Genomic DNA, 22,649 nt, shown 5'->3' on the forward strand with positions numbered 1-22,649 from the left:
GGGGTCAGCCGCCCTGGGTGCCCGTGCCCGTGGTCGGGGTGCCCGGGTTGCCGTTGCCGCCGGAGGAGTCGTCGGTCGGGTCGCCGGTCGGCTGGGTCGGGTTGTCGGTCGGCGGCGCGCTCGTCTTCGTCTGCGTGTCCGTGGGCTCGGTCGTCGGCGTGTCCGTGGTCTCGGTCGGCGGCGCGGTCGTCGGCGTGCTCGTGGGCTCGGTCGTCGTGTGCGTCGACGGCGGGGTCCACGGCTGGTCGGTCGAGCCGCCGGTCGACGTGCCCTGCTCGTCGGTGGGCTCCTGGGAGGGCTCCTCCGAGGCGGTGGGCTCCTGGGAGACGGTGGACGGCGAGTTGCTGACGGTCGTCGGCGGCTTCACCGTGCCGCCGGCGTCGTTCGCCTTGTTCACCGCGTACACGACGCCGGCGACGACCGCGACCAGCGCGAGCGCGGCGAACAGCAACACCTTGCCGCGGCCGCCCTTGCCGCCGTTGCCCGCGTTGTATCCGCCCTGGCCGTAGCCGCCGGTGCCGCCCGTGCCGCCGTCGTAGCCGCCGTAACCGCCGTCGTCCGGGTTCATCGGCGGGAGGATCGGGCCCTGCGCGGTCTCGCCGTGCATCGGGTGGCCCAACGCGGTCGTCGCGGCCATGCCGCCGCCCGGGGTGTGCCCGCCCTCGTAGACCGCGACCGGCCCGGTGTTCCACGTGCCGATGTGGCCGCCCTGCTGCTGGAGCATCTGCAGGCCGTACTGGATGAGCCCGCGCATCTCCTCGGCGCTCTGGAACCGGTCGTCCGGGTCCTTCGCGAGGGAGCGCATGACGAGGCCGTCGAGCTCCGGCGGCACGGACCCCGTGACCTCGGACGGCGGGACCGGCGCGTCCTGCACGTGCTGGTACACGACGGACAGCGGGGTCTCGCCGGTGAAGGGGGGACGCAGCGCGAGGAGTTCGTAGAGCAGGCAGCCGGTCGCGTACAGGTCGGAGCGGTGGTCGACCGCCTTGCCGAGGGCCTGCTCGGGGGAGAGGTACTGCGGCGTGCCCATGACCATGCCGGTCTGGGTCATCGTCGACTGCGCGCCGTGCAGGGCGCGCGCGATGCCGAAGTCCATGACCTTCACCGCACCCGTGTGCGTGATGATCACGTTCGCCGGCTTGATGTCGCGGTGCACGATGCCGTGCTGGTGCGAGTAGGCCAGCGCCTCCAGGACCCCGGAGACGATGATGAGCGCCTGCTCGGGACCGGGCGCCTCGGCGCTGAGCAGCAGGTCGCGGATGGTGCGGCCCTCGACCAGCTCCATCACGATGTACGGCACGGGCCGGCCGCCCACGAGGTCCTCGCCGGAGTCGTACACGGCGACGATGGCGTGGTGGTTGAGCCCGGCGACGGACTGCGCCTCGCGGGTGAAGCGGGCCTTGGAGACCGGGTCCTCGGCGAGGTCGGCGCGCAGCAGCTTGACGGCCACGGTGCGGCCCAGCCGTACGTCCTCGGCGGCGAAGACCTCCGCCATGCCGCCCCGGCCCAGACGGTGCGTCAGCCGGTAGCGGCCGTCGCCGACGACTCCGCCCTCGCCCCAGGATTCCGCCGACGCGTCCGGCACACCGCCACCTGCTCCGGATTCGGGTGCCATCAGTCCTCGCCGTCGTCTGTCGTGCCGTGTCCAGTCGTCACGCTACAGGCTTCGTACGACACCACGGTCCGAGATGGACCGGCCATCCAACCCCCTCGATGTACACCTGTGCAAATTCGACGGGTTTCCCCCGAGAGCGCGGAAACGGTTCGGGGATTGCCTCCTGTGCGGAGGGTCACGGAACGGGTACCGAACGGGTGCCTGGCTTGACGTGTCTCTGCCCTACGGCAGACTTGCGCCAGGAAATTCCGGATCGACGCCGCCACGCGCGCGTAGGGGGAAGCACAGATGAGCCAGGACGGCGCACAGGGCCGCTATGCGGGCGGTTCGGTCGCGGGCGGCCGGTACCAGCTGCGTGACCTGCTCGGCGAGGGCGGCATGGCGTCGGTGTACCTGGCGTACGACAGCGCTCTCGACCGGCAGGTCGCCATCAAGACGCTGCACACGGAGCTCGGCCGGGAGCAGTCTTTCCGCGAGCGGTTCCGGCGCGAGGCGCAGGCCGTCGCGAAGCTGTCGCACACGAACATCGTCTCGGTCTTCGACACCGGCGAGGACACCCTCGACGGCGCCGTCATGCCGTACATCGTCATGGAGTACGTGGAGGGACAGCCGCTCGGCTCGGTCCTCGCCGCCGACGTCCAGCAGTACGGTGCGATGCCGGCCGACAAGGCCCTCAAGGTCACGGCCGACGTGCTGGCCGCCCTGGAGGTCAGCCACGAGATGGGCCTGGTCCACCGCGACATCAAGCCGGGCAACGTGATGCAGACCAAGCGCGGCGTGGTCAAGGTCATGGACTTCGGCATCGCGCGGGCCATGCAGTCCGGGGTCACCTCGATGACCCAGACCGGCATGGTCGTCGGCACCCCCCAGTACCTCTCCCCCGAGCAGGCCCTCGGCCGTGCGGTGGACGCCCGCTCCGACCTTTATTCGGTCGGCATCATGCTCTTCCAGCTGCTGACGGGCCGGCTGCCCTTCGACGCCGACTCGCCGCTCGCCATCGCCTACGCGCACGTGCAGGAGGAGCCGGTCGCCCCGTCCTCCGTCAACCGCTCGGTGACGCCGGCGATGGACGCGCTCGTCGCCCGCGCGCTGCGGAAGAACCCGAACGAGCGGTTCCCGAGCGCGGCCGCGATGCGGGACGAGTGCCTGCGGGTGCTCTCGGCCGGCCAGACCGGTGCCCCGATGATCGTCCAGGGCGGCCCGGTCAGCAGCGGTGCGGGCGTCGGCTCGGCGGTCTTCCCGCCCGTCGGCCAGACCCCGCCGCCGACCCCGCACCCCGGCGTGCAGCAGCCGTACATGCCGACGCCGCAGCCCGGCCCGTACGGCCCCGCGACCCCGGCGCCCGCCCCGGCGTACGGCTACCCGCAGCAGGCGCCGACGCCCGCGCCGTACGCGCCGACCCCGGCCCCCGCGCCGTACGCCCCCACGCCGGCGCCCATGCCCGGACCGGGCACGGTCGCGGGCGGCTCCGGTGCCTCCGTCTCCGGCTCCGGTTCCCGGCGGAACACCCCGGTGCTCGTCGGCGCGATCGCCGTCGCGCTGCTCGCGATCGGCGGCCTGCTCGTCGCGCTCAACCTGAACAAGGAAGAGGACCCGCAGGCGGGCGGCACGGGCGGCACGCAGACCGAGCAGAGCGAGTCCGCGGCGCCGGGCCACAAGGGCCCCGACCTGACCAAGACGATCGACACGAAGAAGTGCACGCAGCCTTCGGAGTCGAGCGACGACCCGTCCAAGTTCGAGGTCCCGAACTTCACCTACAAGAACATCCAGTCGGTGAAGGCGTGTGTCCAGGCGGCCGGGTGGAAGATCATGACCCAGACCCCGGTGGACGAGGCCACGTACGGCGAGGGCACGGTCCTGGAGCAGTACCCGCCGGCCGGCCAGGACATCACGGACGCGGACGCCGAGTTCACCCTCAAGATCTCGACGGGCAACCCGCCGCAGTAGCCGCGAGGACCGCCGTACGCCCCCTGCACCCGTCCCGGATGCCGGAATTGTCCCGGCATGTTTACGCTGAGTCGAACACCTCGGCGGCTCGGTACGGGAGGGGGTCACCCGGTGACTCCAGCACTCCGCAAGGCACGCGCGCGGGTCCTTCGCCCGGCGCTCACCTGCGCGTTCCTCTGCGCTTGCGCCCTGTACGCCGCACCCGTCGGGTACGGCGTACAGGCCCCCGGCACCTCCGCGACCGCCCCGGGGCCGGTGGCGACCCCGCCCTCCGCCACGCCGCCGTCGACCGAGCCATCGGACGACCCCTCCCCGCCCGCCTCCCCGGGCCCTTCCGCGGGCCCCACCCGCGGCCCCGCCTCTCCCGCGCCCGCGCCCACCGGCACCGGCACCGGCACCGCAGTGCCCTCCGCCCCGCCCGGGCCGAGCGCCGAACCGTCCGACGCGCCCACCCCCAGCGCTTCCGCCTCCCTCGCGGGGCGGCCCGCCGGAGAGGGGCGGACCCGCCCGGGGCGCGGCGAGTCCGAGGCCCGCTCCGCGACCGCCTCGGCGCCGTCGCCCGGCCCCTCACGTACCGAAACCGCTACAAGCCCGCGCGGGCGCGAGTCCGCCGATGCGGCCGACGAGCCGGTACGCGAGGAGGACCCGGTGCTGCCCGAGGCGGCGCCCGCCAGCCTGCCCGCCGCGGCCCCCGGAATGGCCTCCGAGGCCGCGCCCACCCTCGTCGACCAGCGGATTCCCGTCCTCACCCTGGGCGTGGGACTCGCCCTGATGGGGCTCGGCATCGGCTTCCTCGGGCTCCGGATGCGGCGCCGCTGAACCCGCCGGGTCCCCCTTGAGTCGGACCCCCCGTGTCCCTCCGGGGACGGTTGTCCGCGACGGCATACCCGGTATACATACTGAGTATGTCGATCCGCCACGGGCTCCTCGCCCTCCTCGAACGCGGCCCTCGCTACGGCTCCCAGCTCCGTACGGAGTTCGAGTCCCGCACCGGCTCCACCTGGCCGCTCAACGTCGGCCAGGTCTACACGACCCTCAACCGGCTCGAACGCGACGGCATGGTCGCCCAGGGCGGCGAGGACGAGGCCGGACACACGCTCTACGCGATCACCGACAGCGGCCGCGCCGAGCTCAGGACCTGGTTCGAGAAGCCGGTGGACCGCACCAGCCCCGCCCGTGACGAGCTGGCCATCAAGCTCGCCATGGCCGTGGGCGCGCCCGGCGTCGACATCCGCGACGTCATCCAGTCCCAGCGCCGGCACACCGTGAAGGCGATGCAGGACTACACCCGGCTCAAGGCGCAGGCCCTCGTCGCCGTCGAGGGCGGCGGGGCCGGGGGACGCGACGACGTGGCCTGGCTGCTCGTCCTGGAGCAGCTGATCTTCCAGACCGAGGCGGAGGCCCGCTGGCTGGACCACTGCGAGTCCCGGCTGATCCGCCTGTCGGCGTCGGCCGCCGCGGGCACCACGGCGACCCCGACCGACCGGGGCACGCCGACGGCCCCGGGCACCCTCACCGCGCCGGGCACCCCGACGGCCCCGGGCACCCTCACCGCGCCGGGCACCCCGACGGCCCCGGGCACCCTCACCGCGCCGGGCACTTCAAGCTCCTAGGCGCTCTTCGACCACCGGTACGCCCGGGGCGCGCCGCCCGCACGCCCGCGTCCCGCCCGTACCGCCGACGCACCACCTTCCACCGCACGCTCCCGTACCCGGCCCGACCGCCGCGTACGGCCAATCGGGGGGACCCCTCCATGACCGCACAGCAGCCCGTGCTGCAACTCCAGAACCTGACCCGCGTCCACGGCGCGGGCGCCACCGAGGTGCATGCCCTGCGGGGCATCGACCTCGCCGTGTACCCCGGTGAACTCGTCGCCGTCATGGGCCCGTCGGGCTCCGGCAAGTCCACGCTGCTGACCATCGCGGGCGGCCTGGACACCCCCAGCTCCGGGCGAGTGATCGTCGAGGACACCGACATCACCACCGCGAGCGTCAAGGAGCTCGCGGCCCTGCGCCGCCGCAGCATCGGCTACGTCTTCCAGGACTACAACCTCATCCCGGCCCTGACCGCCGCCGAGAACGTCGCCCTACCCCGCGAGCTGGACGGGACCTCCGCCCGCAAGGCCCGCGTCGAGGCCCTCGCCGCGCTGGAGGAGATGGGCCTCGGGCACCTCGCCGACCGCTTCCCCGACGAGATGTCCGGCGGCCAGCAGCAGCGGGTGGCCATCGCCCGCGCCCTCGTCGGCGACCGCCGCCTCGTCCTCGCCGACGAGCCGACCGGCGCCCTCGACTCCGAGACCGGTGAGTCCGTGCTCGCCCTGCTCCGCTCCCGCTGCGACGCGGGCGCCGCCGGTGTCCTCGTCACCCACGAGCCGCGGTTCGCCGCCTGGGCCGACCGGGTGGTGTTCCTGCGGGACGGTGCCATCGTCGACCAGACGGTGCGCAGCGAGGCCGATTCCCTCCTGTCGGGCCAGGTGGCCGAAGCGTGAAGACCTGGTTCCACTCCTGGCGGGCCGCGATCCGCATAGCCCGCCGCGACGCCTGGCGTTCCAAGGGCCGCAGCGCTCTCGTCCTCGCGATGATCGCGCTGCCGATCCTCGGCGTCAGCGCCCTCGATCTGACCTACCGCAGCTCCGAACTCTCCCCCGCCGAGAAGGTGGAGCGGACGATCGGCGCGGCCGACGCGCGCTTCAGGGACGCCCAGGTCGGCGGTGTCCCGATCTTCCAGGACCCGACCGGCGAGATGCACACGACGGTCAAGGACTACGAGAACGAGCCGTGGCCGAGCGGCCCCACCGACGTCACGAAGACGGTCCCCGCGGGCTCCACCGTCCTCACGGACGGGGTCGGTTCGGCGAAGCTGACGACGGCCCACGGTCTGCTCATGACCGAGGTGCGTGAGCTGAAGGCCTCCGATCCGATCGCCCGGGGCATCCTGACGCTCCTGGACGGGCGTTTCCCGGAGAAGAACGACGAGGTCATCGCGACCTCCCACTTCCTGGAGACCAGCGGTCTGTCGGTCGGCTCGACCCTTTCCGCCCGCAACTTCGATCGCCCGTACCGGATCGTCGGCTCCTACGAGCTTCCCGACACGCTCAACGCCGACCAGGTCAACGCGCTGCCGGGTGCCTTCCTCGCCCCGTACGCGAAGGCGGTCGAGAAGGCCGGTCTGCCCGCTCCCGACGTCTCCGTCTCGTACCTGGTGCGCAAGCCCGGTGGTTTCACGTGGAACAACGTCAAGGAGATCAACACCAAGGGCGTCGCCGTCGTCTCGCGCGCCGTGATGCTCGACCCGCCCGCCGCGTCCGAGGTGCCGCTCAACCAGAAGGAGGGCTGGGGCGGTTACGAGTCCAGCCCGGGGGCCGATGCCGCCGAGCTCGCTTCCCTCGCCACCGTCGTGGGCCTGGCGATGCTGGAGATCTGCCTCCTCGCCGGACCCGCCTTCGCGGTCGGCGCCCGCCGCTCGCGCCGCCAGCTCGGTCTGGTCGGGGCCAACGGCGGTGCCCGCAGCCACATCCGGGCGATCGTGCTGAGCGGCGGTCTGGTCATCGGCGTCGCCGCCGCCGTCACCGGCACCGTCCTCGCCCTGGTCCTGACGCTGCTGCTGGAGCCGGTCCTGGAGGACACCATGGGCCAGCGGTTCGGGGCCTTCGACATCCGGCCCCTCGAACTCCTCGGCATCGCGCTGCTCGCCGTCCTCACGGGTCTGCTCGCCGCCGTCGTCCCGGCCGTCACCGCCTCCCGGCAGACCGTCCTCGCCTCGCTCACCGGCCGGCGCGGAGTCCGCCGCAGCAGCCGGGTGCTGCCCCTGATCGGCCTGGCGGCCCTCCTCGTCGGCGGCGCGGTCGCCCTCTTCGGCTCGATGGTCTCCCAGCAGGTCACCCTCGTGGCCGCCGGCTCCGCCCTCGCCGAGCTGGGCGTCGTCGCCATGACCCCGGCCCTGGTGGGCCTCTTCGGCCGGACCGGCCGCTGGCTGCCGCTCTCCCCGCGCCTCGCGCTGCGGGACGCCGTCCGCAACCGGGGCCGTACGGCACCCGCCGTCGCCGCCGTCCTGGCCGCCGTCGCGGGCACGGTCGCCGTCTCCACGTACATGGCCAGCCGCGAGGCCCAGAACCAGGCCGACTACGAGGCCACCCTGCCGTACGGCGTCGCCGCCGCCTTCGTCCAGGAGGAGGGCGGCCGGGACGTCCCCGCGGTCCGCGACGCCGTCCAGCGCAACTTCCCGGTCGACGTCCGCGCCGACGTCGGGCGCGTCTCCGTCGGCAAGCCCGGCTGCCCACCCTGGGGCGAGGGCGCCGGCTGCGGCCGCTACGAGGTCGTCGTCCCCCGGGCGAACGAGTGCCCGATGTACGCGACGGTCCCGGGCGGCGGCGACCCCTCGGAGAAGTACACACCCGCCCAGCGGCGGAAGATGCTCACCGAGGACTGGCGCTGCAAGGACAACCAGAGCAGCGGGATGTACGTCACCGACGGCGGCCTGGTCGTCGGCGACGCCAAGCTGCTCCAGGTCCTCGGCGTCGACGACCCCGCGACCGTGAAGGCCCTCGCCGACGGCCGGATCGTCGCCTTCAACCGCGCGCTGGTCGCGAAGGACGGCACCGTCGGGATCAAGCAGATCACCGACCTCGCCGCCGCCGACAAGGCCTCCGAGCAGGGCCGCCCCGCACCCGGCAAGGTCAGCACCGTGCCCGCGTACCTGGTGCCCGAGGGCCAGAAGTCCTACGGCGTCCAGGCCCTCATGACCCCGGCCACCGCCAAGGCCACCGGCCTGTCCACGGCCCCGCTGGGCGTGTACGTCAGCACCGACCGGCTCCCGGACAGCGAGCAGCGCCAGAAGCTCGACAGCGACCTCGCCAAGCTCGGCAGCAACGTCGAGCTGCACCTGGAGGAGGGCTTCGTCAACGACAACGGCATCATCCTGCTCTCCCTGGCGATCTTCGCGGGCCTGGTCACCATCGGCGCCGCCGGCATCGCCACCGGACTCGCCCAGGCCGATGCCGAGGCGGATCTGAAGACGCTCGCCGCCGTCGGCGCCCCGCCCCGGGTCCGCCGCACGCTCAGCGGATTCCAGTGCGGAGTCGTCGCCGCGATGGGCGTGCTCCTCGGCTCGGCCGCCGGACTGCTGCCCGCCGTGGGGCTCCGGCTCACCGAGGAGCGCGACCAGATCCGCTTCTACGAGCAGAACCTCGCCGAGGGCTGGAGCGGCGACCTCACCCCGCCGCACGTGCCGATCGTCATCCCCTGGGAGACCCTGGCCGGCCTGCTCGTCGCCGTCCCGCTCGGCGCGGCCCTGCTCGCGGCCCTGGTGACCCGCTCGCGCGGTGCGCTGGCCCGGCGCGCGGCGACCTGACGGTCTTCGTTCCCGTCCTGTGCCCCTGTACGAGGGTGGATCACCCCCGTACAGGGGCACACCCTGTGGTGACGCGTGTGTACGAGAGAATGGCGGCATGGAGATGCCGAGGAATGACAGGTCGCAGGAGAGCCCCCAGGTCCTCATCGTGGGACAGGACGGGATGGCCCTCGGCGGCGCTCAGGGCGACGACGAACCCCGCGAGGTCCCGGTGACGGAAATGGTCGAGCAGCCTGCGAAGGTCATGCGGATCGGCAGCATGATCAAGCAGCTCCTGGAGGAAGTACGGGCGGCCCCTCTGGACGAGGCGAGCCGGGTCAGGCTCAAGGACATCCACGCCAGCTCCGTGAAGGAGCTGGAGGACGGGCTCGCTCCCGAGCTCGTCGAGGAACTGGAGCGGCTCTCCCTGCCGTTCACGGACGAGGCGATCCCCTCCGAGGCGGAGCTGCGCATCGCACAGGCGCAGCTGGTGGGCTGGCTCGAAGGCCTGTTCCACGGCATCCAGACGGCGCTGTTCGCCCAGCAGATGGCGGCCCGCGCCCAGCTGGAGCAGATGCGCCGCGCACTGCCTCCGGGTGCGTCCCACGACGATGACGACGACCACGGCCACGGGGCGGTGCGCTCGGGACCGTACCTGTAGGTCGTTCTCCGCGTACGGAGGAAGGGCCCGGCACACGACGTGTGCCGGGCCCTTCCTCATGGGGTTCAGCCCTGCGGTACGAGCAGCAGGACCTTGCCGACGTGGCCGCTCTCCTCAAGGGCCCGGTGCCCCTCGGCGGCCTCCGGCATCGGCACGGTGCGGTCGACGACCGGCCGGACCGTGCCCGCGCCGATCAGCGGCCAGACGTGCTCCCGTACGGCCGCGACGATCGCCGCCTTCTCCTGCGCCGGACGGGACCGCAGCGTGGTCGCCAGGACCGCGGCGCGCTTCCTGAGCAGCGCCCCGAGGTTCAGCTCGCCCTTCACCCCGCCCTGGAGGCCGATGACGACCAGGCGGCCGCTCACGGCCAGCGCCCGCACGTTCCGCTCCAGGTACTTGGCGCCCACGATGTCCAGGATGACGTCCGCGCCGGCGCCGTCCGTCGCCTTCGCCAGCTCCTCGACGAAGTCCTGCTCGCGGTAGTCGATGAGGATGTCCGCGCCCAGCTCGGCGCAGCGCGCCAGCTTCTCGGGGCCTCCGGCGGTGACCGCGACCCGCGCGCCGACCGCCTTCGCCAGCTGGATCGCCATCGTGCCGATGCCGCTCGCACCGCCGTGCACGAGCAGCGTCTCGCCGGGCCGCAGGTGGGCCAGCATGAAGATGTTGGACCAGACGGTGCACGCGACCTCGGGGAGCGCGGCGGCCGTGGCCAGGTCGACGCCCTCCGGGACGGGCAGCAGCTGGCCGGCCGGGACCACGACCTTCTCGGCGTAGCCGCCGCCGGAGAGCAGCGCGCACACCTCGTCGCCGACGGCCCAGCCGGACACCCCGGGGCCGAGCGCGGCGACCCGGCCCGCGCACTCCAGGCCGGGGTAGGGGGAGCTGCCCGGCGGCGGGTCGTAGAAGCCCTGGCGCTGGAGCAGATCGGCGCGGTTGACCGCGCTCGCCACGACCTCGACGAGCACCTCGCCCTCGCCGGGTACGGGATCGGGCACCTCGGCCCAGACGAGGGCCTCGGGACCACCGGGTTCCGGAATCGTGATCGCATACATGGCGGCGAGGCTACTCCCGCCGTGCTGGGTGCGGGCTCAGTCCTCGGGCGGCGTGGAGAGCGGGGTCACCGGCGCGGCGCGCACGATGGTGATCACCCGGTCGGTGAGCTGGAGGGGGCTGGCCGCGGGGTCGTCGTACCCGAGCAGCCGGTGGCCGCGGAGCACGCTCACCACCAGGTCGCCGGTCTCCCGCACGTTCTTGCCGACCTCGCTCTTGGTCACCGGCCGTTCCACGAGGTCGAGGCCCGAGCCCTGCTGGATGAGGTCCTCCATCACCGTGCCGGCGCTGGGGCTCAGCACGGAGAGGCCGAGCAGGCGCCCGGCGGCGCTGGCGCTGGTGATGACCGCGTCCGCACCGGACTGGCGGAGGAGCGGCGCGTTCTCCTCCTCGCGGACCGCGGCGACGATCTTCGCGCCGCGGTTGAGCTGGCGCGCCGTCAGGGTGACCAGGACCGCCGTGTCGTCGCGCTGGGTCGCGATCACGATCTGCCGGGCCCGCTGCACCTCGGCCCGCAGCAGGACGTCGCTGCGGGTGGCATCGCCGATGACCCCGACGAAGCCGTCCGCGTTCGCCGTCTCGATCACCTTGGTGGAGGGGTCGACGATGACGATCTGGTCCTTGCGGAGTCCGGTCGCGCAGAGCGTCTGGATCGCGGACCGCCCCTTCGTCCCGAATCCGACGATGACGGTGTGGTCGCGCAAGGTGGACCTCCAGCGGTTCAGCCGGAACTCCTCCCGGGTCCGTTCGGTGAGGACCTCGAGAGTGGTGCCGACCAGGATGATCAGGAACAGCACGCGCAGCGGCGTGACGAGGAGGATGTTCGCGAGCCTGGCCGTGTCGCTGTACGGGACGATGTCGCCGTATCCGGTGGTGGAGAGCGTCACGGTCGCGTAGTAGGCGCAGTCGAGGAAGTCGAGCTTCTCGTCGGCGTTGTCGTGGTAGCCGTCGCGGTCCACATAGACGATGAGGACCGTCACGAACAGGACGCCGAGCGCCATCAGCAGCCGCTTGCCGACCTGGCGCAGCGGCCGCTCGACGACCCTGCGGGGCAGTCGGACCTGCGGGCCCGAGATCCGCTCCTCCGCGTTCCGGGCCATCGCGTCACGGCTGGGAAGTTTCACGTGAAACACGCTCCCTGGGCCGGTACGGCGCGCGATGTCGGCGGCCAGGGAAGGTCGAGGACATCGAGCTCCTGGCCGGACCGGGCACCGCCGGGCGGGACGACGGCCATGCCGTCCGCGACGGCGATGCCCCGGAGCATGGCGGGCCCGTTGTAGCGCAGCGGAACGAGCCGCTCGCCGTGCCGGACGACCGGGACGAGCCGGGTGTCGTACGGATGCCCGTGCACCTCTTCCGCGACGGGGGCGCGGCCCTCGGCGGGAGAGGTGCCGCCGAGGGCGGCGAGGAGCGGCTGAGCGAGCGTGAGGAGCCCGGAGACGGCGGCGAGCGGGTTGCCGGGCAGGCCGACCAGGTGGCGGTGGCCGCCGAGGGCCGCGAGGAGCATGGGGTGACCGGGGCGGACCTTCACCCCGTCGACGAGGAGCGTGGCGCCCGCCTTGTCGAGCACCCGGTGGAGGTGGTCGACGGGCCCGGCGGCGGTGCCTCCGGTGGTGACGACCAGATCGGCGGCGGAGCCGGTGACGGCCGCGTACAGCTCCTCGGCGTCGTCGCCGATCCGCCGGGTGGCGAGCACCTCGGCGCCGAGCGCCTCCAGCCAGGGGCCGAGCATCGGGCCGAGGGCGTCGCGGATGAGCCCCTCGTGGGGGAGCCCGGCCGTGAGCAGCTCGTCGCCGAGGACGAGGACCTCGACCCGGGGGCGCACCGGTACGGCGAGCTCGTCGTAGCCGGCGGCCGCGGCGAGGCCCAGGACGACGGGGGTCACGACGGTGCCCGCGGGGAGCAGCTCGTCGCCGGAGCGGCACTCCTGGCCCCGGGGCCGGATGTCCTGCCGCGGGGCCACGTCGCGCAGGGCGTGCAGCACGAGACCCGCGGCCCCGGTCCGCGCCGTGCGGGAGTGCTCGCTGCGGATGACGGCGGTGGTCCGGGGCGGGACGGGGGCGCCGGTGGCGATCCGTACGGCCTCGCCCTCGGCCAGTGCGGCGGCGGGCGCGTGCCCGGCGAGGACGGGGGTCTCCGCGCGGACGGTCCAGGGGCCCGGGCCCGCCACGGCCCAGCCGTCCATGGCGGAGGTGTCGAAGGAGGGCAGGTCGGTGAGGGCGAGGAGCGGCTCGGCCAGGACCCGTCCGAGTGTCTGCCCGAGCGGAAGGCGACGCGGCTCGCGGCCGGCCCGCGCGGCGGTTCCGGCGCGGGCGGCGGCGGCCCGGGCCTCGGGCCAGGCGGTGGCGCGGTGCGGCGGCTCGGCCCGCGCGGCTGTGGTCGTTCCCGGGGCCACGGATGCGGGCTCCTTCAGGGTCATCCGGCCTCGTCCTACTCGGTGGCTTTTTCGGCGGGCTGCTCGGCGGGCTGCTCGCCGTCCTGTTCGGCGGCCCAGCGCTGGGCGAGCGCGGCGGCCTTGCGGGCGGCCTCGGCGACGGCCTCGGGCCCGCCCTCGCCGCCCGCGCGGGCTGCCGCGTAGCCGACCAGGAAGGTGGTCAGGGGCGCGGCGGGGCGGGCCACGCCGTGGGCGGCGTCGCGGGCGAGGTCGAGCAGCACGCCGGTGTCGACGTCCAGTTCGATGCCCAGTTCGGTCTTGACTGCGGTGATCCATTCATCCAGCACGCTCCCATGCTCCCTGATGCGGGCCCGGGCCGTGGCGATGTCCTCCCAGGTGTCGCAGTCGAAGGAGGCCAGGGGGTCGGCGGCGACGCGGGTGAGACGGAGTCCGCCGGTGAGCCGGCGCAGGGGTCCGCCGTCGAGGGTGCCCCGCTCTTCGGCGACGTGATCCAGTTCGCGCAGGAGGGGGGTGCGGCGGTACGCGGCGACGAGCGGCTGGTCCCGCCCCTCGGCGTCGGTGAGGAGTGCGGCCTCGGCCTCGGGGGCCGCGTCGAGCGCGTCGAGGAGGCGGCGGACGGTGGCCCCGTCGAGGAAGGGCAGGTCGGCGGAGAGGACGAGGAGGACGTCGGCGCCGGTCTCCCGTACCCCGGCGCCGAGGGCGGCCAGCGGGCCGCCACCGGGCGGGTCCTCCCTGGTCCAGCGGACGGGACGGGCCGTGGGGCGGGGGGCGGCGACGACCACGGTGCGGCCGGCGTCGGGGCAGGCCGCGAGCACCCGGTCGAGCAGGGTCCGGCCCCCGATCCGTACCCCGGGCTTGTCGGAGCCGCCGAGACGCCGGGCGGCGCCCCCGGCGAGCACGACGGCGTCGTATGCGGTGGTCACCCCAGCAGTATGGGCCGCGGGAGGGTACGGCCGATGGGCCCGTCTCCCTTGCTGAGACGGGCCCGTCGGACGGAGGCACCGGCGCGGCGCCGTGGGGGACGCCCCGCGTCAGACCGTGCGGCACCGGCGCGGCGCCGTGGGGGACGCCCCGCGTCAGACCGTGCGGAGCAGGACCGCGGGCTGCTCGACGCAGTCCGCCACGTACCGCAGGAAGCCGCCGGCCGTGCCGCCGTCGCAGACGCGGTGGTCGAAGGTGAGCGAGAGCTGCACCACCTGACGGACGGCCAGTTCGCCCTGGTGCACCCAGGGCTTGGGGATGATCCGGCCGACACCGAGCATGGCGGCCTCGGGGTGGTTGATGATCGGCGTGGAGCCGTCGACCCCGAACACCCCGTAGTTGTTGAGGGTGAACGTGCCGCCGGTCAGATCGGCCGGGGTGATCGCACCCTGCCGGGCCGCCTCCGTCAGCCGGGCGAACTCCGCCGTCAGCGACTCGGCCGTGCGCGTCCCCGCGTCCTTGACCACGGGGACGACGAGCCCGCGCGGGGTCTGGGCGGCGAAGCCGAGGTGCACGGACGGCAGCCGGACGATCTCCCGGGCGGCCATGTCCACCGTGGAGTTGAGCTCGGGGAACCGGGCCAGGGCGTGGACGCAGATGCGCGCGAGGAGCGCGAGGAGCGAGATCTTCGATCCACCTGCCGCGTTCATCGCCGTCCGTGCCGCCATCAGCTCGGTCGCGTCGGCGTCGACCCAGCAGGTCGCGTCGGGGATCTCCGTACGGCTGCGGGACAGCTTGTCCGCCACCACGCCGCGGACCCCGCGCAGCGGAATCCGCTCACCGGCCGGAGCCGCGAGGGCCGCGACCGGCGCGGCGGCTGCGGGCGCCGGAGCGGCGACCGACCGCTCCAGGGCCGCGAGGGCCAGCTCCACGTCGGCCCGCAGGATCAGCCCCTCGGGCCCGGATCCGCGCACCTCCCGCAGATCGAGGCCCCGGTCGCGGGCCAGCTTCCGCACGAGCGGCGAGATGACCGGCACGGGCCCCTCGTGCCCGGCCGACGCCGGAGCCGCCGGGGCGGGAGCGGCGACAGGGGCCGGAGCGGCAGCCGGAGCGGCCACCGGAGCCTGCGCGGCCGCCGGGTTCGTGTGCCGCACCCGGCGGCGCCGGGCCGCGGGCCCGGCCGTGCCGTAGCCGACGAGCACATTGCCCGAGTACTCCGAGGAGACGGCCTCGGCGGATGCCGTCGGAGCCGCTTCGGGAGCCGCCTCCGCGAGCTCCTCCGGCGCGCCCGTGCCGCCCACGGCGACCGTCAGGAGCGGTGCGCCGACGGGCAGTTCGGTGCCCTCCTCGCCGTAACGGGCGGTGACGACGCCGCCGTACGGGCAGGGCACCTCGACCATCGCCTTGGCCGTCTCGACCTCGACGACCGGCTGGTCGATGGCGACGACGTCGCCGACGGCGACGAGCCAGCGCACGATCTCGGCCTCGGTGAGCCCCTCACCGAGGTCGGGCAGCTTGAACTCCAGGACCTGTGCCATCAGCTGCCCGCCTCCCACTGCAGTCGCGCCACCGCGTCCAGGACCCGGTCCACGCCCGGCAGATGGTGCCGCTCCAGCATCGGCGGCGGGTACGGGATGTCGAAGCCCGCGACCCGCAGCACCGGCGCCTCCAGGTGGTGGAAGCAGCGCTCGGTCACGCGCGCGGCGATCTCCGCGCCGGGGCCGCCGAAGCCGGTCGACTCGTGGACGACGACCGCGCGGCCGGTGCGCCGCACCGAGGCGCAGACGGTCTCGTCGTCGAACGGCACGAGCGAGCGCAGGTCGACGACCTCCAGGTCCCAGCCCTCGGCCTGCGCGGCCTCCGCCGCCTCCAGGCAGACCGGCACCGAGGGACCGTAGGTGATCAGGGTGGCGCCGGTGCCCTTGCGCCGCACGACGGCCTTGCCGATCGGCTCCACGGCCGCGGGCGCCTCGGGGGACCAGTCCGACTTGGACCAGTAGAGCCGCTTGGGCTCCAGGAAGACCACGGGGTCGTCGGAGGCGATGGCCGCCCGCAGCAGCCCGTACGCGTCCTCGACGGTCGCCGGGGTGACGACGTGCAGCCCCGGGGTGGCCATGTAGTAGGCCTCGGAGGAGTCGCTGTGGTGCTCGACGCCGCCGATCCCGCCGCCGTACGGCACGCGGATGACGATCGGCATCGGCATCGCGCCGCGCGTCCGGTTCCGCATCTTCGCCACGTGCGAGAGCAGCTGCTCGAACGCCGGGTACGCGAACGCGTCGAACTGCATCTCCACGACCGGCCGCAGGCCGTACATGGCCATGCCGACGGCCGCGCCGAGGATGCCCGCCTCGGCCAGCGGGGTGTCGGTACAGCGGTCCTCGCCGAACTCCTTGGCGAGCCCGTCGGTGACCCGGAAGACACCACCGAGGGTGCCGACGTCCTCGCCCATCACGTGGACGGTCGGGTCCTCGGCCATCGCGTCGCGCATGGCGCGCTGGAGCGCCTGCGCCATCGTGGCCGGCTTCGGCTTCCCGGCGTTCCCGCCGGCCTTGGCCGCCGCGGTGCCGGTCGTCGCGGTCGTCATCACGCCTCACCCTCGGCTTCGAGCTCGGCGCGCAGCTGCGCCGCCTGTTCGCGCAGCTGTGTCGTCTGCTCCGCGTAGACGTGGGAGAAGATTTCCATCGGGTCGAGCACCGGGTCGGCGTTCATCCGTTCGCGCAGCTCCGCCGCCATCGTCTCGGCGGCCTCCGCCGCCGCGCGCCTGCCGTCCTCGTCGAGCAGGCCACGCTCCGTCAGTTCCCGTTCGAGCAGCAGGATCGGGTCGTGCGCCCGCCAGGCCTCGACCTCGCCGTCCGCCCGGTAGCGGGTGGCGTCGTCGGCGTTGGTGTGGGCGTCGATCCGGTAGGTGACGGCCTCGACCAGGGTGGGTCCGCCGCCGCGCCGCGCGCGGGCCACGGCCTCGGTGAGCACCTGGTGGACGGCGACCGCGTCGTTGCCGTCGACGAGCCGGCCCGGCATCCCGTATCCGACGGCCTTGTGGGCGAGGGACGGGGCCGCGGTCTGCTTGGCGAGCGGCACGGAGATCGCGAAGCCGTTGTTCTGGACGAAGAAGACCACGGGGGCCTGCCAGACGGCGGCGAAGTTCAGCGCCTCGTGGAAGTCGCCCTCGCTGGTGCCGCCGTCGCCGACCATGGCGAGGGCGACGACGTCGTCGCCCTTGAGGCGGGCCGCGTGGGCGAGGCCCACGGCGTGCGGCAGCTGGGTGGCGAGCGGCGTGCAGAGCGGCGCGATGCGGTGCTCGTGCGGGTCGTACCCGGTGTGCCAGTCGCCGCGCAGCAGGGTCAGGGCCTGGACGGGGTCGAGGCCCCGGGCGACGGCCGCGAGCGTGTCGCGGTACGAGGGGAAGAGCCAGTCCCGCTCCTCCAGGGCGAGGGCGGCGGCGATCTCGCACGCCTCCTGGCCGGTGGTGGACGGGTACACGGCGAGCCGGCCCTGCTTGGTGAGGGCGGTGGCCTGCGCGTTGTACCGGCGGCCGCGGATCAGCTCCGCGTAGAGCCGGAGCAGCAGCGCGGGGTCGGCGTCGGCCACGGCGTCCGTGCCGAGCACGCGCAGCGGCTCGGTCTCGGGCAGCAGCGGCGCGGGGTCCGTGCGCGGCTGCCAGGCGGGCGACGGGGTGTGCCGGTGTGCGGTGACGGCACCGGGCGGCTCTTGGACTGTCGAACTGCGCTGTTGCAACGAGTCCACCTCCTCGTGGGAGCGGGCATAAGACCCGAAGGCGGGTGGCGCGAGTGTGGCGCGCCTCACCTACCGATTGTTCGGTCGTGGAGGCATTTTGGCTACAGGCACCTCCAGCCTGTGGACAAACGGTTCTCCACAGCCTGGGATGAGGGCAGGTCGTCCACCGGAGAGAGGCGGGGGCACATGGCGGATGAACAAATGGCCGAGGACTGGGAGCGGGTCGTCGCACCGGCGTCGGCACCGGTGGTCCCAGGCGTCCCGGCACGCCCGCTGGACGCCATCGACCGCGACATCCTGCGCATCCTCCAGACGGACGGCCGCGCCTCGATACGCTCCGTGGCCGAGCGGGTGCACGTCTCCCGGGCCAACGCGTACGCGCGGATCAACCGGCTCATCGACGACGGGGTGATCCGCGGCTTCAGCGCGCGCGTGAACCACGAAAGGGCGGGGCACGGCGCCTCCGCCTACATCACGCTCAAGATCGTCCAGAACTCCTGGAGGACCGTGCGCGAACAGCTCCAGGCCCTGCCGGGAGCCGCGCACATCGCCCTGGTCAGCGGCGATTTCGACGTCCTGCTGCTCGTCCACACACCGGACAACCGGACCCTGCGCGAGCTGGTGCTCACCAAGCTCCAGTCGATCCCCGAGGTGCTCTCCACCCGGACCCTGCTGGTCTTCGAGGAGACGGACCTGGACCCGGACCACCGCGACCCGGGCCGCTGACCCCGAGCAGCCCGTACGGGGGGGCCGGTGGGCCGGACGAGGGCAGCGCCTGTACGAGGGGTCAGCGGGGCCGTACGGGCACAAGCGGCCCGTACGAGGGGGTCAGAGGGCCGTACGGACGCAGGCGACCCGCACGGCCGGATCAGCGGGCCCTACGAGGGCCCTACGAGGGCCCTACGACGGATCAGCGGGCCCGACGAGGGCCCTACGACGGCTCAGCGGGCCGTCCGCAGCCCGTCGAAGGCCAGGTGGACGACGGTCTCGGCGAGCTGCTCCCGCTCGGCCGTCGCGTCCGGGTGCGGCCGGTACCACTCCACCAGCGAGTTGATCATGCCGAAGAGGAGCCGGGTCGCGAGCCGGATGTCCACGTCCGCCCGCAGGTCGCCCTCGGCGGCGGCCGCCTTCAGCAGATCGGCCACCTTGTGGTCGAACTCGCGGCGCCGCTCCATCGCCCACCGCTCGGTGGCCGTGTTGCCCCGCACCCGCAGCAGCAGCGTCACGTACGGCAGCTCCGCTATCAGCACCTCGACGGTGCGCCGCGTGACGTACTCGACCCGGTCGACGGCCCGGCCGCGCCCGGCCCCCGGCTCGTCGAGGATCGCGAAGAGCCCGTCGAGCGCCCGGCTGACCGCGCGCCGCAGCAGCTCCTCCTTGCCGGAGACGTGGTGGTAGATCGAGGACTTCGAGATGCCGGCCGCCTTGGACAGGTGCTCCATCGACGTGCCGTCGTAACCGCGCTCGTTGAAGACCCGCACCGCGACCGAGAGCAGCGTCTCGGGGGTGTACGTGTCGCGCTTCGCCGTGGTCATCGGGAGTCCTCCGCGTCCTCGGCGGCCGCCCGGCGCACGAGGCCGAGCCCCGGCGCGTACCGGCCGGTCGCGTACCGCTTGTGCAGCTCCTGGAGCAGTCCGCAGGTACGCCGGTGGCCGACCTTCCCGGACCACTCCAGCGGTCCGGCCGGGTAGTTGACCCCGAGCCGCATCGCCGTGTCCACGTCCTCGGCGGTCGCGACGCCCCGGTCGACCGCGTCGACCGCCACGTCGGCCAGCATCGCGACCGTACGGGCCACGATCATGCCCGGCACGTCCCCGATCACGGAGACCTTCTTGCCGAGCGCCTGGAAGAGGCCCACCGCCTCGGCGAGGACGGCGGGGTCGATGTCCTCGCGGGCCGACAGCACGATCCGGCTCGCGGCCGCGTAGTCGTACGCGAGGTCGAAGTAGACGATGGCCTCCTCGTCGTACTCGAAGGAGGTCTCGCCGTCCGCGAGGCTGAGCTCGGCGCCGCCCGGCAGCTCGATGTGCGCGCCGCCCTTCTTGGACAGGACGGTGATTCCGGCCGCCTCGAAGAGCCCCACCAGCGGATCCGCCGGCCCGAGGTCACCGCAGACGGTGATCCACTCGGGCGCCTTCGCGGGCGGCGCCGTGTGCGGTTCGGGCCGCTCGGCGCCCTCCGCGTACGAGAACCAGCCGTGCCCCGACTTGCGGCCGAGGCGTCCCGACTCGACGAGCCGGCGCTGCGCGAGCGAGGGCGTGAACTTCGGGTCCTGGTAGAAGGACTCCCACACCGACCGGGTGACGGCCTCGTTCACGTCCTGGCCGATCAGGTCGGTCAGCTCGAAGGGCCCCATCCGGAAGCCGCCGCACTCGCGCAGCGCCGCGTCGATGGTGGCGGGGTCGGCCCCGCCCTCCTCGTAGACGCGCAGCGCCTCGGCGTAGAAGGGGCGGGCGACCCGGTTCACGATGAAGCCGGGGGTGTCCGCGCAGCGCACCGGCGTCTTGCCCCAGCCCTTGACCGTCTCGTACGCGCGCGTGGCGACGTCCGCGTCGGTGGCGAAGCCGCTGACGACCTCGACGAGGGGGAGCAGCGGTGCCGGGTTGAAGAAGTGCAGACCGACGAACCGGCCGGGCAGCCGCAGGCCTCCCGCGATGGCGGTGACGGAGAGGGAGGAGGTGTTCGTGGCGAGGACGGTGTCGTCGCCGACGATCTTCTCCAGGTCGGTGAAGAGCCGCTGCTTGACCGCGAGGTCCTCGACGATCGCCTCGATCACGAGCGCGGCGTCCGCGAGCTCCGCGGGGTCCTCGGCCGCGTGCAGCCGGCCGACGGCGGCCTCCCGGGCGACGGCGTCGAGGCGGCCCTTCTCCACGAGCCGGTCCAGGCGGGCGGTGAGTGCGGCGACGGCCTCGGCGGCCCGGCCGGGGGCGCTGTCGTAGAGGCGCACGGGGTGGCCGGCGACCAGCGCGACCTGGGCGATGCCCTGGCCCATGGTCCCGGTGCCGACGACGGCGACGGTGCGGTCCCGTCCGACGGCCTCGCCGCCCCGCTCCTCGGCGGCGGTGCGGTCCTGCTTCTCGGCGGCGGTCTCACTGGCGGTCACGTCGTCGCTCCCCCTGACGGTCACGTTGGCGCTCATAGGAGTGATCCTCCCCGATGGGTTTTCCACAGGATCGACGGACCCCCTTGTCCCGACCGATCGTTCGGTTACTCTAACTCCGTACGCGTCTCCCTGCCCAGCTCGACGAGGAGTTGGTCCATCGATGGCCACCGCTCAGCTGACCACCGACCGTCTGGCCGAGAAGCACCGGTCCACACTCGACCAGGCGCTCGCCACCATCCGCACCCGCGCCTACTGGTCGCCGTACCCCGAGCACCCGAAGGCGTACGGCGCGGACGGCTCGCTCGACGCGGCCGCGGGCCTCGCCGCCCACCAGTCCGCGCTGAACACCCGCTTCGACCTCGACCAGCCCGGCACGGACGGCTGGACCGGCGGCGAGACCTCGCCGTACGGCCCCTCGCTCGGCATCGAGTACCCGCACGCCGACCTCGACGTGCTGCTCCCGGCGATGCGCGCCGGCATGGGTGCCTGGCGGGACGCCGGCGCCGAGACCCGCGCCCTGGTCTGCCTGGAGATCCTCGCCCGGATCTCCGCCCGCACCCACGAGTTCGCCCACGCCGTCATGCACACCAGCGGCCAGGCGTTCATGATGGCGTTCCAGGCCGGCGGCCCGCACGCCCAGGACCGCGGCCTGGAGGCCGTGGCGTACGCGTACGAGGAGCAGACCCGCACGCCCGCCGGTCGGGCCGACTGGTCCAAGCCGCAGGGCAAGCGCGACCCCCTGGAGCTGAGCAAGGAGTTCACCCCGGTCGGCCGCGGCATCGCCCTGGTCATCGGCTGCAACACCTTCCCCACGTGGAACGGCTACCCGGGCCTGTTCGCCTCCCTCGCCACCGGAAACCCGGTCGTGGTCAAGCCGCACCCGCGCGCGGTGCTGCCGCTCGCGCTGACGGTGCAGGTCGCCCGCGAGGTGCTCGCCGAGGCCGGCTTCGACCCGAACCTGGTCACGCTCGCCGTCGAGCGCCCCGGCGAGGGCATCGCCAAGACCCTGGCCGTCCGCCCCGAGATCCGGATCATCGACTACACCGGCTCCACCGCCTTCGGCGACTGGCTGGAGGCCAACGCCCGGCAGGCCCAGGTCTACACCGAGAAGGCCGGCGTCAACACGGTCGTGGTCGACTCCACGGACAACTACAAGGGCATGCTGGCCAACCTGGCCTTCTCGCTGTCCCTGTACAGCGGCCAGATGTGCACCACCCCGCAGAACCTGCTGATCCCCCGCGACGGCATCACCACCGACCAGGGCCCCAAGTCGTACGACGAGGTCGTCGCCGACCTCGCGGCGGCGGTCGGCGGCCTGCTCGGCGACGACGCCCGGGCGAACGGTCTGCTCGGCGCCCTGGTCAACCCGGACGTGAAGGCACGCCTGGAGGCCGCCGCCGGGCTCGGCGAGGTCGCCCTGGCCTCCCGCGAGGTGGTCAACCCCGAGTACCCGGACGCGGTGGTCCGCACGCCCGTCATCGTGAAGCTGGACGGCTCCAAGCCGGACGCCCAGGCCGCGTACTTCTCGGAGTGCTTCGGCCCGGTCTCCTTCGCCGTCTCGGTGGACTCCACCGACGACGCCCTGGAGCTGCTGCGCCGCACGGTCCGCGAGAAGGGCGCCATGACGGTCGGCGCCTACACGACCTCGGCGGACACCGAGCGCGCGGTGGAGGAGGTCTGCCTGGAGGAGTCGGCCCAGCTCTCGCTGAACCTGACGGGCGGGGTGTACGTGAACCAGACGGCCGCGTTCTCCGACTTCCACGGCTCGGGCGGCAACCCGGCGGCGAACGCCGCGCTGTGCGACGGCGCCTTCGTCTCCAACCGCTTCCGGGTGGTGGAGGTCCGCCGCCAGGCCTGATCCACTGCCTCGTGGAGGCCCTCCGGGGCCTCCACG

The 22,649-nt window shown here is 73.6% G+C and carries 18 protein-coding genes; 8 read left to right on the forward strand and 10 right to left on the reverse strand.

What is annotated here, in order from left to right:
- Window positions 1-4 precede the first annotated feature (4 nt).
- Window positions 5-1,615 carry a protein kinase gene (locus tag AB5J54_RS19815; protein ID WP_369145251.1) on the reverse strand — a complete coding sequence of 537 codons (1,611 nt, stop codon included), beginning with the start codon at window positions 1,613-1,615 and terminating at the stop codon, window positions 5-7.
- Between the two features lie 288 nt (window positions 1,616-1,903).
- On the opposite strand from AB5J54_RS19815, the gene AB5J54_RS19820 reads away from it, so the two are divergent.
- The 6 genes from AB5J54_RS19820 to AB5J54_RS19845 all read left to right on the forward strand — a co-directional run bounded on the left by AB5J54_RS19820 (window position 1,904) and on the right by AB5J54_RS19845 (window position 9,551).
- Window positions 1,904-3,562 carry a protein kinase gene (locus AB5J54_RS19820; RefSeq protein ID WP_369145252.1) on the forward strand — a complete coding sequence of 553 codons (1,659 nt, stop codon included), beginning with the start codon at window positions 1,904-1,906 and terminating at the stop codon, window positions 3,560-3,562.
- A 111-nt stretch (window positions 3,563-3,673) separates the two neighbouring features.
- Window positions 3,674-4,381, forward strand: a complete 708-nt coding sequence (locus AB5J54_RS19825; RefSeq protein ID WP_369145253.1) for a hypothetical protein — start codon at window positions 3,674-3,676, stop codon at window positions 4,379-4,381.
- 86 nt (window positions 4,382-4,467) lie between these two features.
- Window positions 4,468-5,175: a PadR family transcriptional regulator gene (locus tag AB5J54_RS19830; protein WP_369145254.1), complete on the forward strand. Its 708-nt coding sequence runs from the start codon at window positions 4,468-4,470 to the stop codon at window positions 5,173-5,175.
- A gap of 140 nt (window positions 5,176-5,315) precedes the next feature.
- Window positions 5,316-6,050: an ABC transporter ATP-binding protein gene (locus tag AB5J54_RS19835; RefSeq protein ID WP_369145255.1), complete on the forward strand. Its 735-nt coding sequence runs from the start codon at window positions 5,316-5,318 to the stop codon at window positions 6,048-6,050.
- Complete coding sequence (locus tag AB5J54_RS19840) at window positions 6,047-8,911, forward strand: FtsX-like permease family protein (RefSeq protein WP_369145256.1); 2,865 nt, start codon at window positions 6,047-6,049, stop codon at window positions 8,909-8,911. Before AB5J54_RS19835 ends, AB5J54_RS19840 begins: the two co-directional genes overlap by 4 nt.
- A 97-nt stretch (window positions 8,912-9,008) precedes the next feature.
- Window positions 9,009-9,551, forward strand: a complete 543-nt coding sequence (locus tag AB5J54_RS19845; protein WP_369145257.1) for a bacterial proteasome activator family protein — start codon at window positions 9,009-9,011, stop codon at window positions 9,549-9,551.
- 65 nt (window positions 9,552-9,616) lie between these two features.
- Here AB5J54_RS19845 and AB5J54_RS19850 read toward each other — a convergent pair whose 3' ends face one another.
- From AB5J54_RS19850 to pdhA, 7 genes are all read right to left on the reverse strand, one after another.
- Window positions 9,617-10,603 (reverse strand): NAD(P)H-quinone oxidoreductase, encoded by a 987-nt coding sequence (locus AB5J54_RS19850; protein ID WP_369145258.1) that lies wholly within the window; start codon window positions 10,601-10,603, stop codon window positions 9,617-9,619.
- Window positions 10,604-10,639: 36 nt separating this feature from the next.
- Window positions 10,640-11,701, reverse strand: a complete 1,062-nt coding sequence (locus AB5J54_RS19855) for a TrkA family potassium uptake protein (protein WP_369149402.1) — start codon at window positions 11,699-11,701, stop codon at window positions 10,640-10,642.
- 20 nt (window positions 11,702-11,721) lie between these two features.
- Entirely contained in the window at window positions 11,722-13,020 is a 1,299-nt protein-coding gene (locus AB5J54_RS19860) for a molybdopterin molybdotransferase MoeA (RefSeq protein WP_369145259.1), read from the reverse strand.
- Window positions 13,021-13,031: 11 nt separating this feature from the next.
- A complete protein-coding gene (locus AB5J54_RS19865; RefSeq protein ID WP_369145260.1) occupies window positions 13,032-13,919 on the reverse strand; it encodes an NTP transferase domain-containing protein in 888 nt (295 codons plus the stop codon).
- 153 nt (window positions 13,920-14,072) lie between these two features.
- Window positions 14,073-15,455: a dihydrolipoamide acetyltransferase family protein gene (locus AB5J54_RS19870; protein WP_369145261.1), complete on the reverse strand. Its 1,383-nt coding sequence runs from the start codon at window positions 15,453-15,455 to the stop codon at window positions 14,073-14,075.
- The gene (locus AB5J54_RS19875; RefSeq protein WP_369145262.1) at window positions 15,455-16,501 is read right to left on the reverse strand and encodes an alpha-ketoacid dehydrogenase subunit beta; all 1,047 of its coding nucleotides are present in this window, start codon (window positions 16,499-16,501) and stop codon (window positions 15,455-15,457) included. The genes AB5J54_RS19870 and AB5J54_RS19875 overlap by 1 nt, the downstream gene beginning before the upstream one ends.
- A complete protein-coding gene (pdhA, locus tag AB5J54_RS19880; RefSeq protein WP_369149403.1) occupies window positions 16,501-17,661 on the reverse strand; it encodes a pyruvate dehydrogenase (acetyl-transferring) E1 component subunit alpha in 1,161 nt (386 codons plus the stop codon). Before pdhA ends, AB5J54_RS19875 begins: the two co-directional genes overlap by 1 nt.
- A gap of 192 nt (window positions 17,662-17,853) precedes the next feature.
- Here pdhA and AB5J54_RS19885 point away from each other — a divergent pair, with 192 nt between their 5' ends.
- Complete coding sequence (locus AB5J54_RS19885) at window positions 17,854-18,378, forward strand: Lrp/AsnC family transcriptional regulator (RefSeq protein ID WP_369149404.1); 525 nt, start codon at window positions 17,854-17,856, stop codon at window positions 18,376-18,378.
- Window positions 18,379-18,593: 215 nt separating this feature from the next.
- On the opposite strand, the gene AB5J54_RS19890 is transcribed toward AB5J54_RS19885, so the two are convergent.
- Both AB5J54_RS19890 and AB5J54_RS19895 read right to left on the reverse strand, forming a co-directional pair.
- Complete coding sequence (locus tag AB5J54_RS19890; protein ID WP_369145263.1) at window positions 18,594-19,187, reverse strand: TetR/AcrR family transcriptional regulator; 594 nt, start codon at window positions 19,185-19,187, stop codon at window positions 18,594-18,596.
- Window positions 19,184-20,791: a 3-hydroxyacyl-CoA dehydrogenase gene (locus AB5J54_RS19895; protein WP_369145264.1), complete on the reverse strand. Its 1,608-nt coding sequence runs from the start codon at window positions 20,789-20,791 to the stop codon at window positions 19,184-19,186. Before AB5J54_RS19895 ends, AB5J54_RS19890 begins: the two co-directional genes overlap by 4 nt.
- A gap of 124 nt (window positions 20,792-20,915) precedes the next feature.
- On the opposite strand from AB5J54_RS19895, the gene paaN reads away from it, so the two are divergent.
- On the forward strand, window positions 20,916-22,613 hold the full coding sequence (gene paaN, locus AB5J54_RS19900) for a phenylacetic acid degradation protein PaaN (protein ID WP_369145265.1): 1,698 nt from the start codon (window positions 20,916-20,918) through the stop codon (window positions 22,611-22,613).
- The last annotated feature ends 36 nt before the right edge of the window (window positions 22,614-22,649 follow it).

The sequence above is a fragment of the Streptomyces sp. R44 genome (assembly GCF_041053105.1).
GTDB lineage: Bacteria > Actinomycetota > Actinomycetes > Streptomycetales > Streptomycetaceae > Streptomyces.

What these genes read in the sequence shown, in the direction of transcription:
- AB5J54_RS19830 (WP_369145254.1), top strand. Translation starts at nt 4,468, where the DNA reads ATGTCGATCCGCCACGGGCTCCTCGCCCTCCTCGAACGCGGCCCTCGC.
- AB5J54_RS19845 (WP_369145257.1), top strand. Translation starts at nt 9,009, where the DNA reads ATGGAGATGCCGAGGAATGACAGGTCGCAGGAGAGCCCCCAGGTCCTC.
- AB5J54_RS19850 (WP_369145258.1), bottom strand. Translation starts at nt 10,603, where the DNA reads ATGTATGCGATCACGATTCCGGAACCCGGTGGTCCCGAGGCCCTCGTC.
- AB5J54_RS19885 (WP_369149404.1), top strand. Translation starts at nt 17,854, where the DNA reads ATGGCCGAGGACTGGGAGCGGGTCGTCGCACCGGCGTCGGCACCGGTG.
- AB5J54_RS19890 (WP_369145263.1), bottom strand. Translation starts at nt 19,187, where the DNA reads ATGACCACGGCGAAGCGCGACACGTACACCCCCGAGACGCTGCTCTCG.
- AB5J54_RS19820 (WP_369145252.1), top strand. Translation starts at nt 1,904, where the DNA reads ATGAGCCAGGACGGCGCACAGGGCCGCTATGCGGGCGGTTCGGTCGCG.
- AB5J54_RS19815 (WP_369145251.1), bottom strand. Translation starts at nt 1,615, where the DNA reads ATGGCACCCGAATCCGGAGCAGGTGGCGGTGTGCCGGACGCGTCGGCG.
- AB5J54_RS19855 (WP_369149402.1), bottom strand. Translation starts at nt 11,701, where the DNA reads ATGGCCCGGAACGCGGAGGAGCGGATCTCGGGCCCGCAGGTCCGACTG.
- AB5J54_RS19870 (WP_369145261.1), bottom strand. Translation starts at nt 15,455, where the DNA reads ATGGCACAGGTCCTGGAGTTCAAGCTGCCCGACCTCGGTGAGGGGCTC.
- paaN (WP_369145265.1), top strand. Translation starts at nt 20,916, where the DNA reads ATGGCCACCGCTCAGCTGACCACCGACCGTCTGGCCGAGAAGCACCGG.
- AB5J54_RS19875 (WP_369145262.1), bottom strand. Translation starts at nt 16,501, where the DNA reads ATGACGACCGCGACGACCGGCACCGCGGCGGCCAAGGCCGGCGGGAAC.
- AB5J54_RS19835 (WP_369145255.1), top strand. Translation starts at nt 5,316, where the DNA reads ATGACCGCACAGCAGCCCGTGCTGCAACTCCAGAACCTGACCCGCGTC.
- AB5J54_RS19860 (WP_369145259.1), bottom strand. Translation starts at nt 13,020, where the DNA reads ATGACCCTGAAGGAGCCCGCATCCGTGGCCCCGGGAACGACCACAGCC.
- AB5J54_RS19895 (WP_369145264.1), bottom strand. Translation starts at nt 20,791, where the DNA reads ATGAGCGCCAACGTGACCGTCAGGGGGAGCGACGACGTGACCGCCAGT.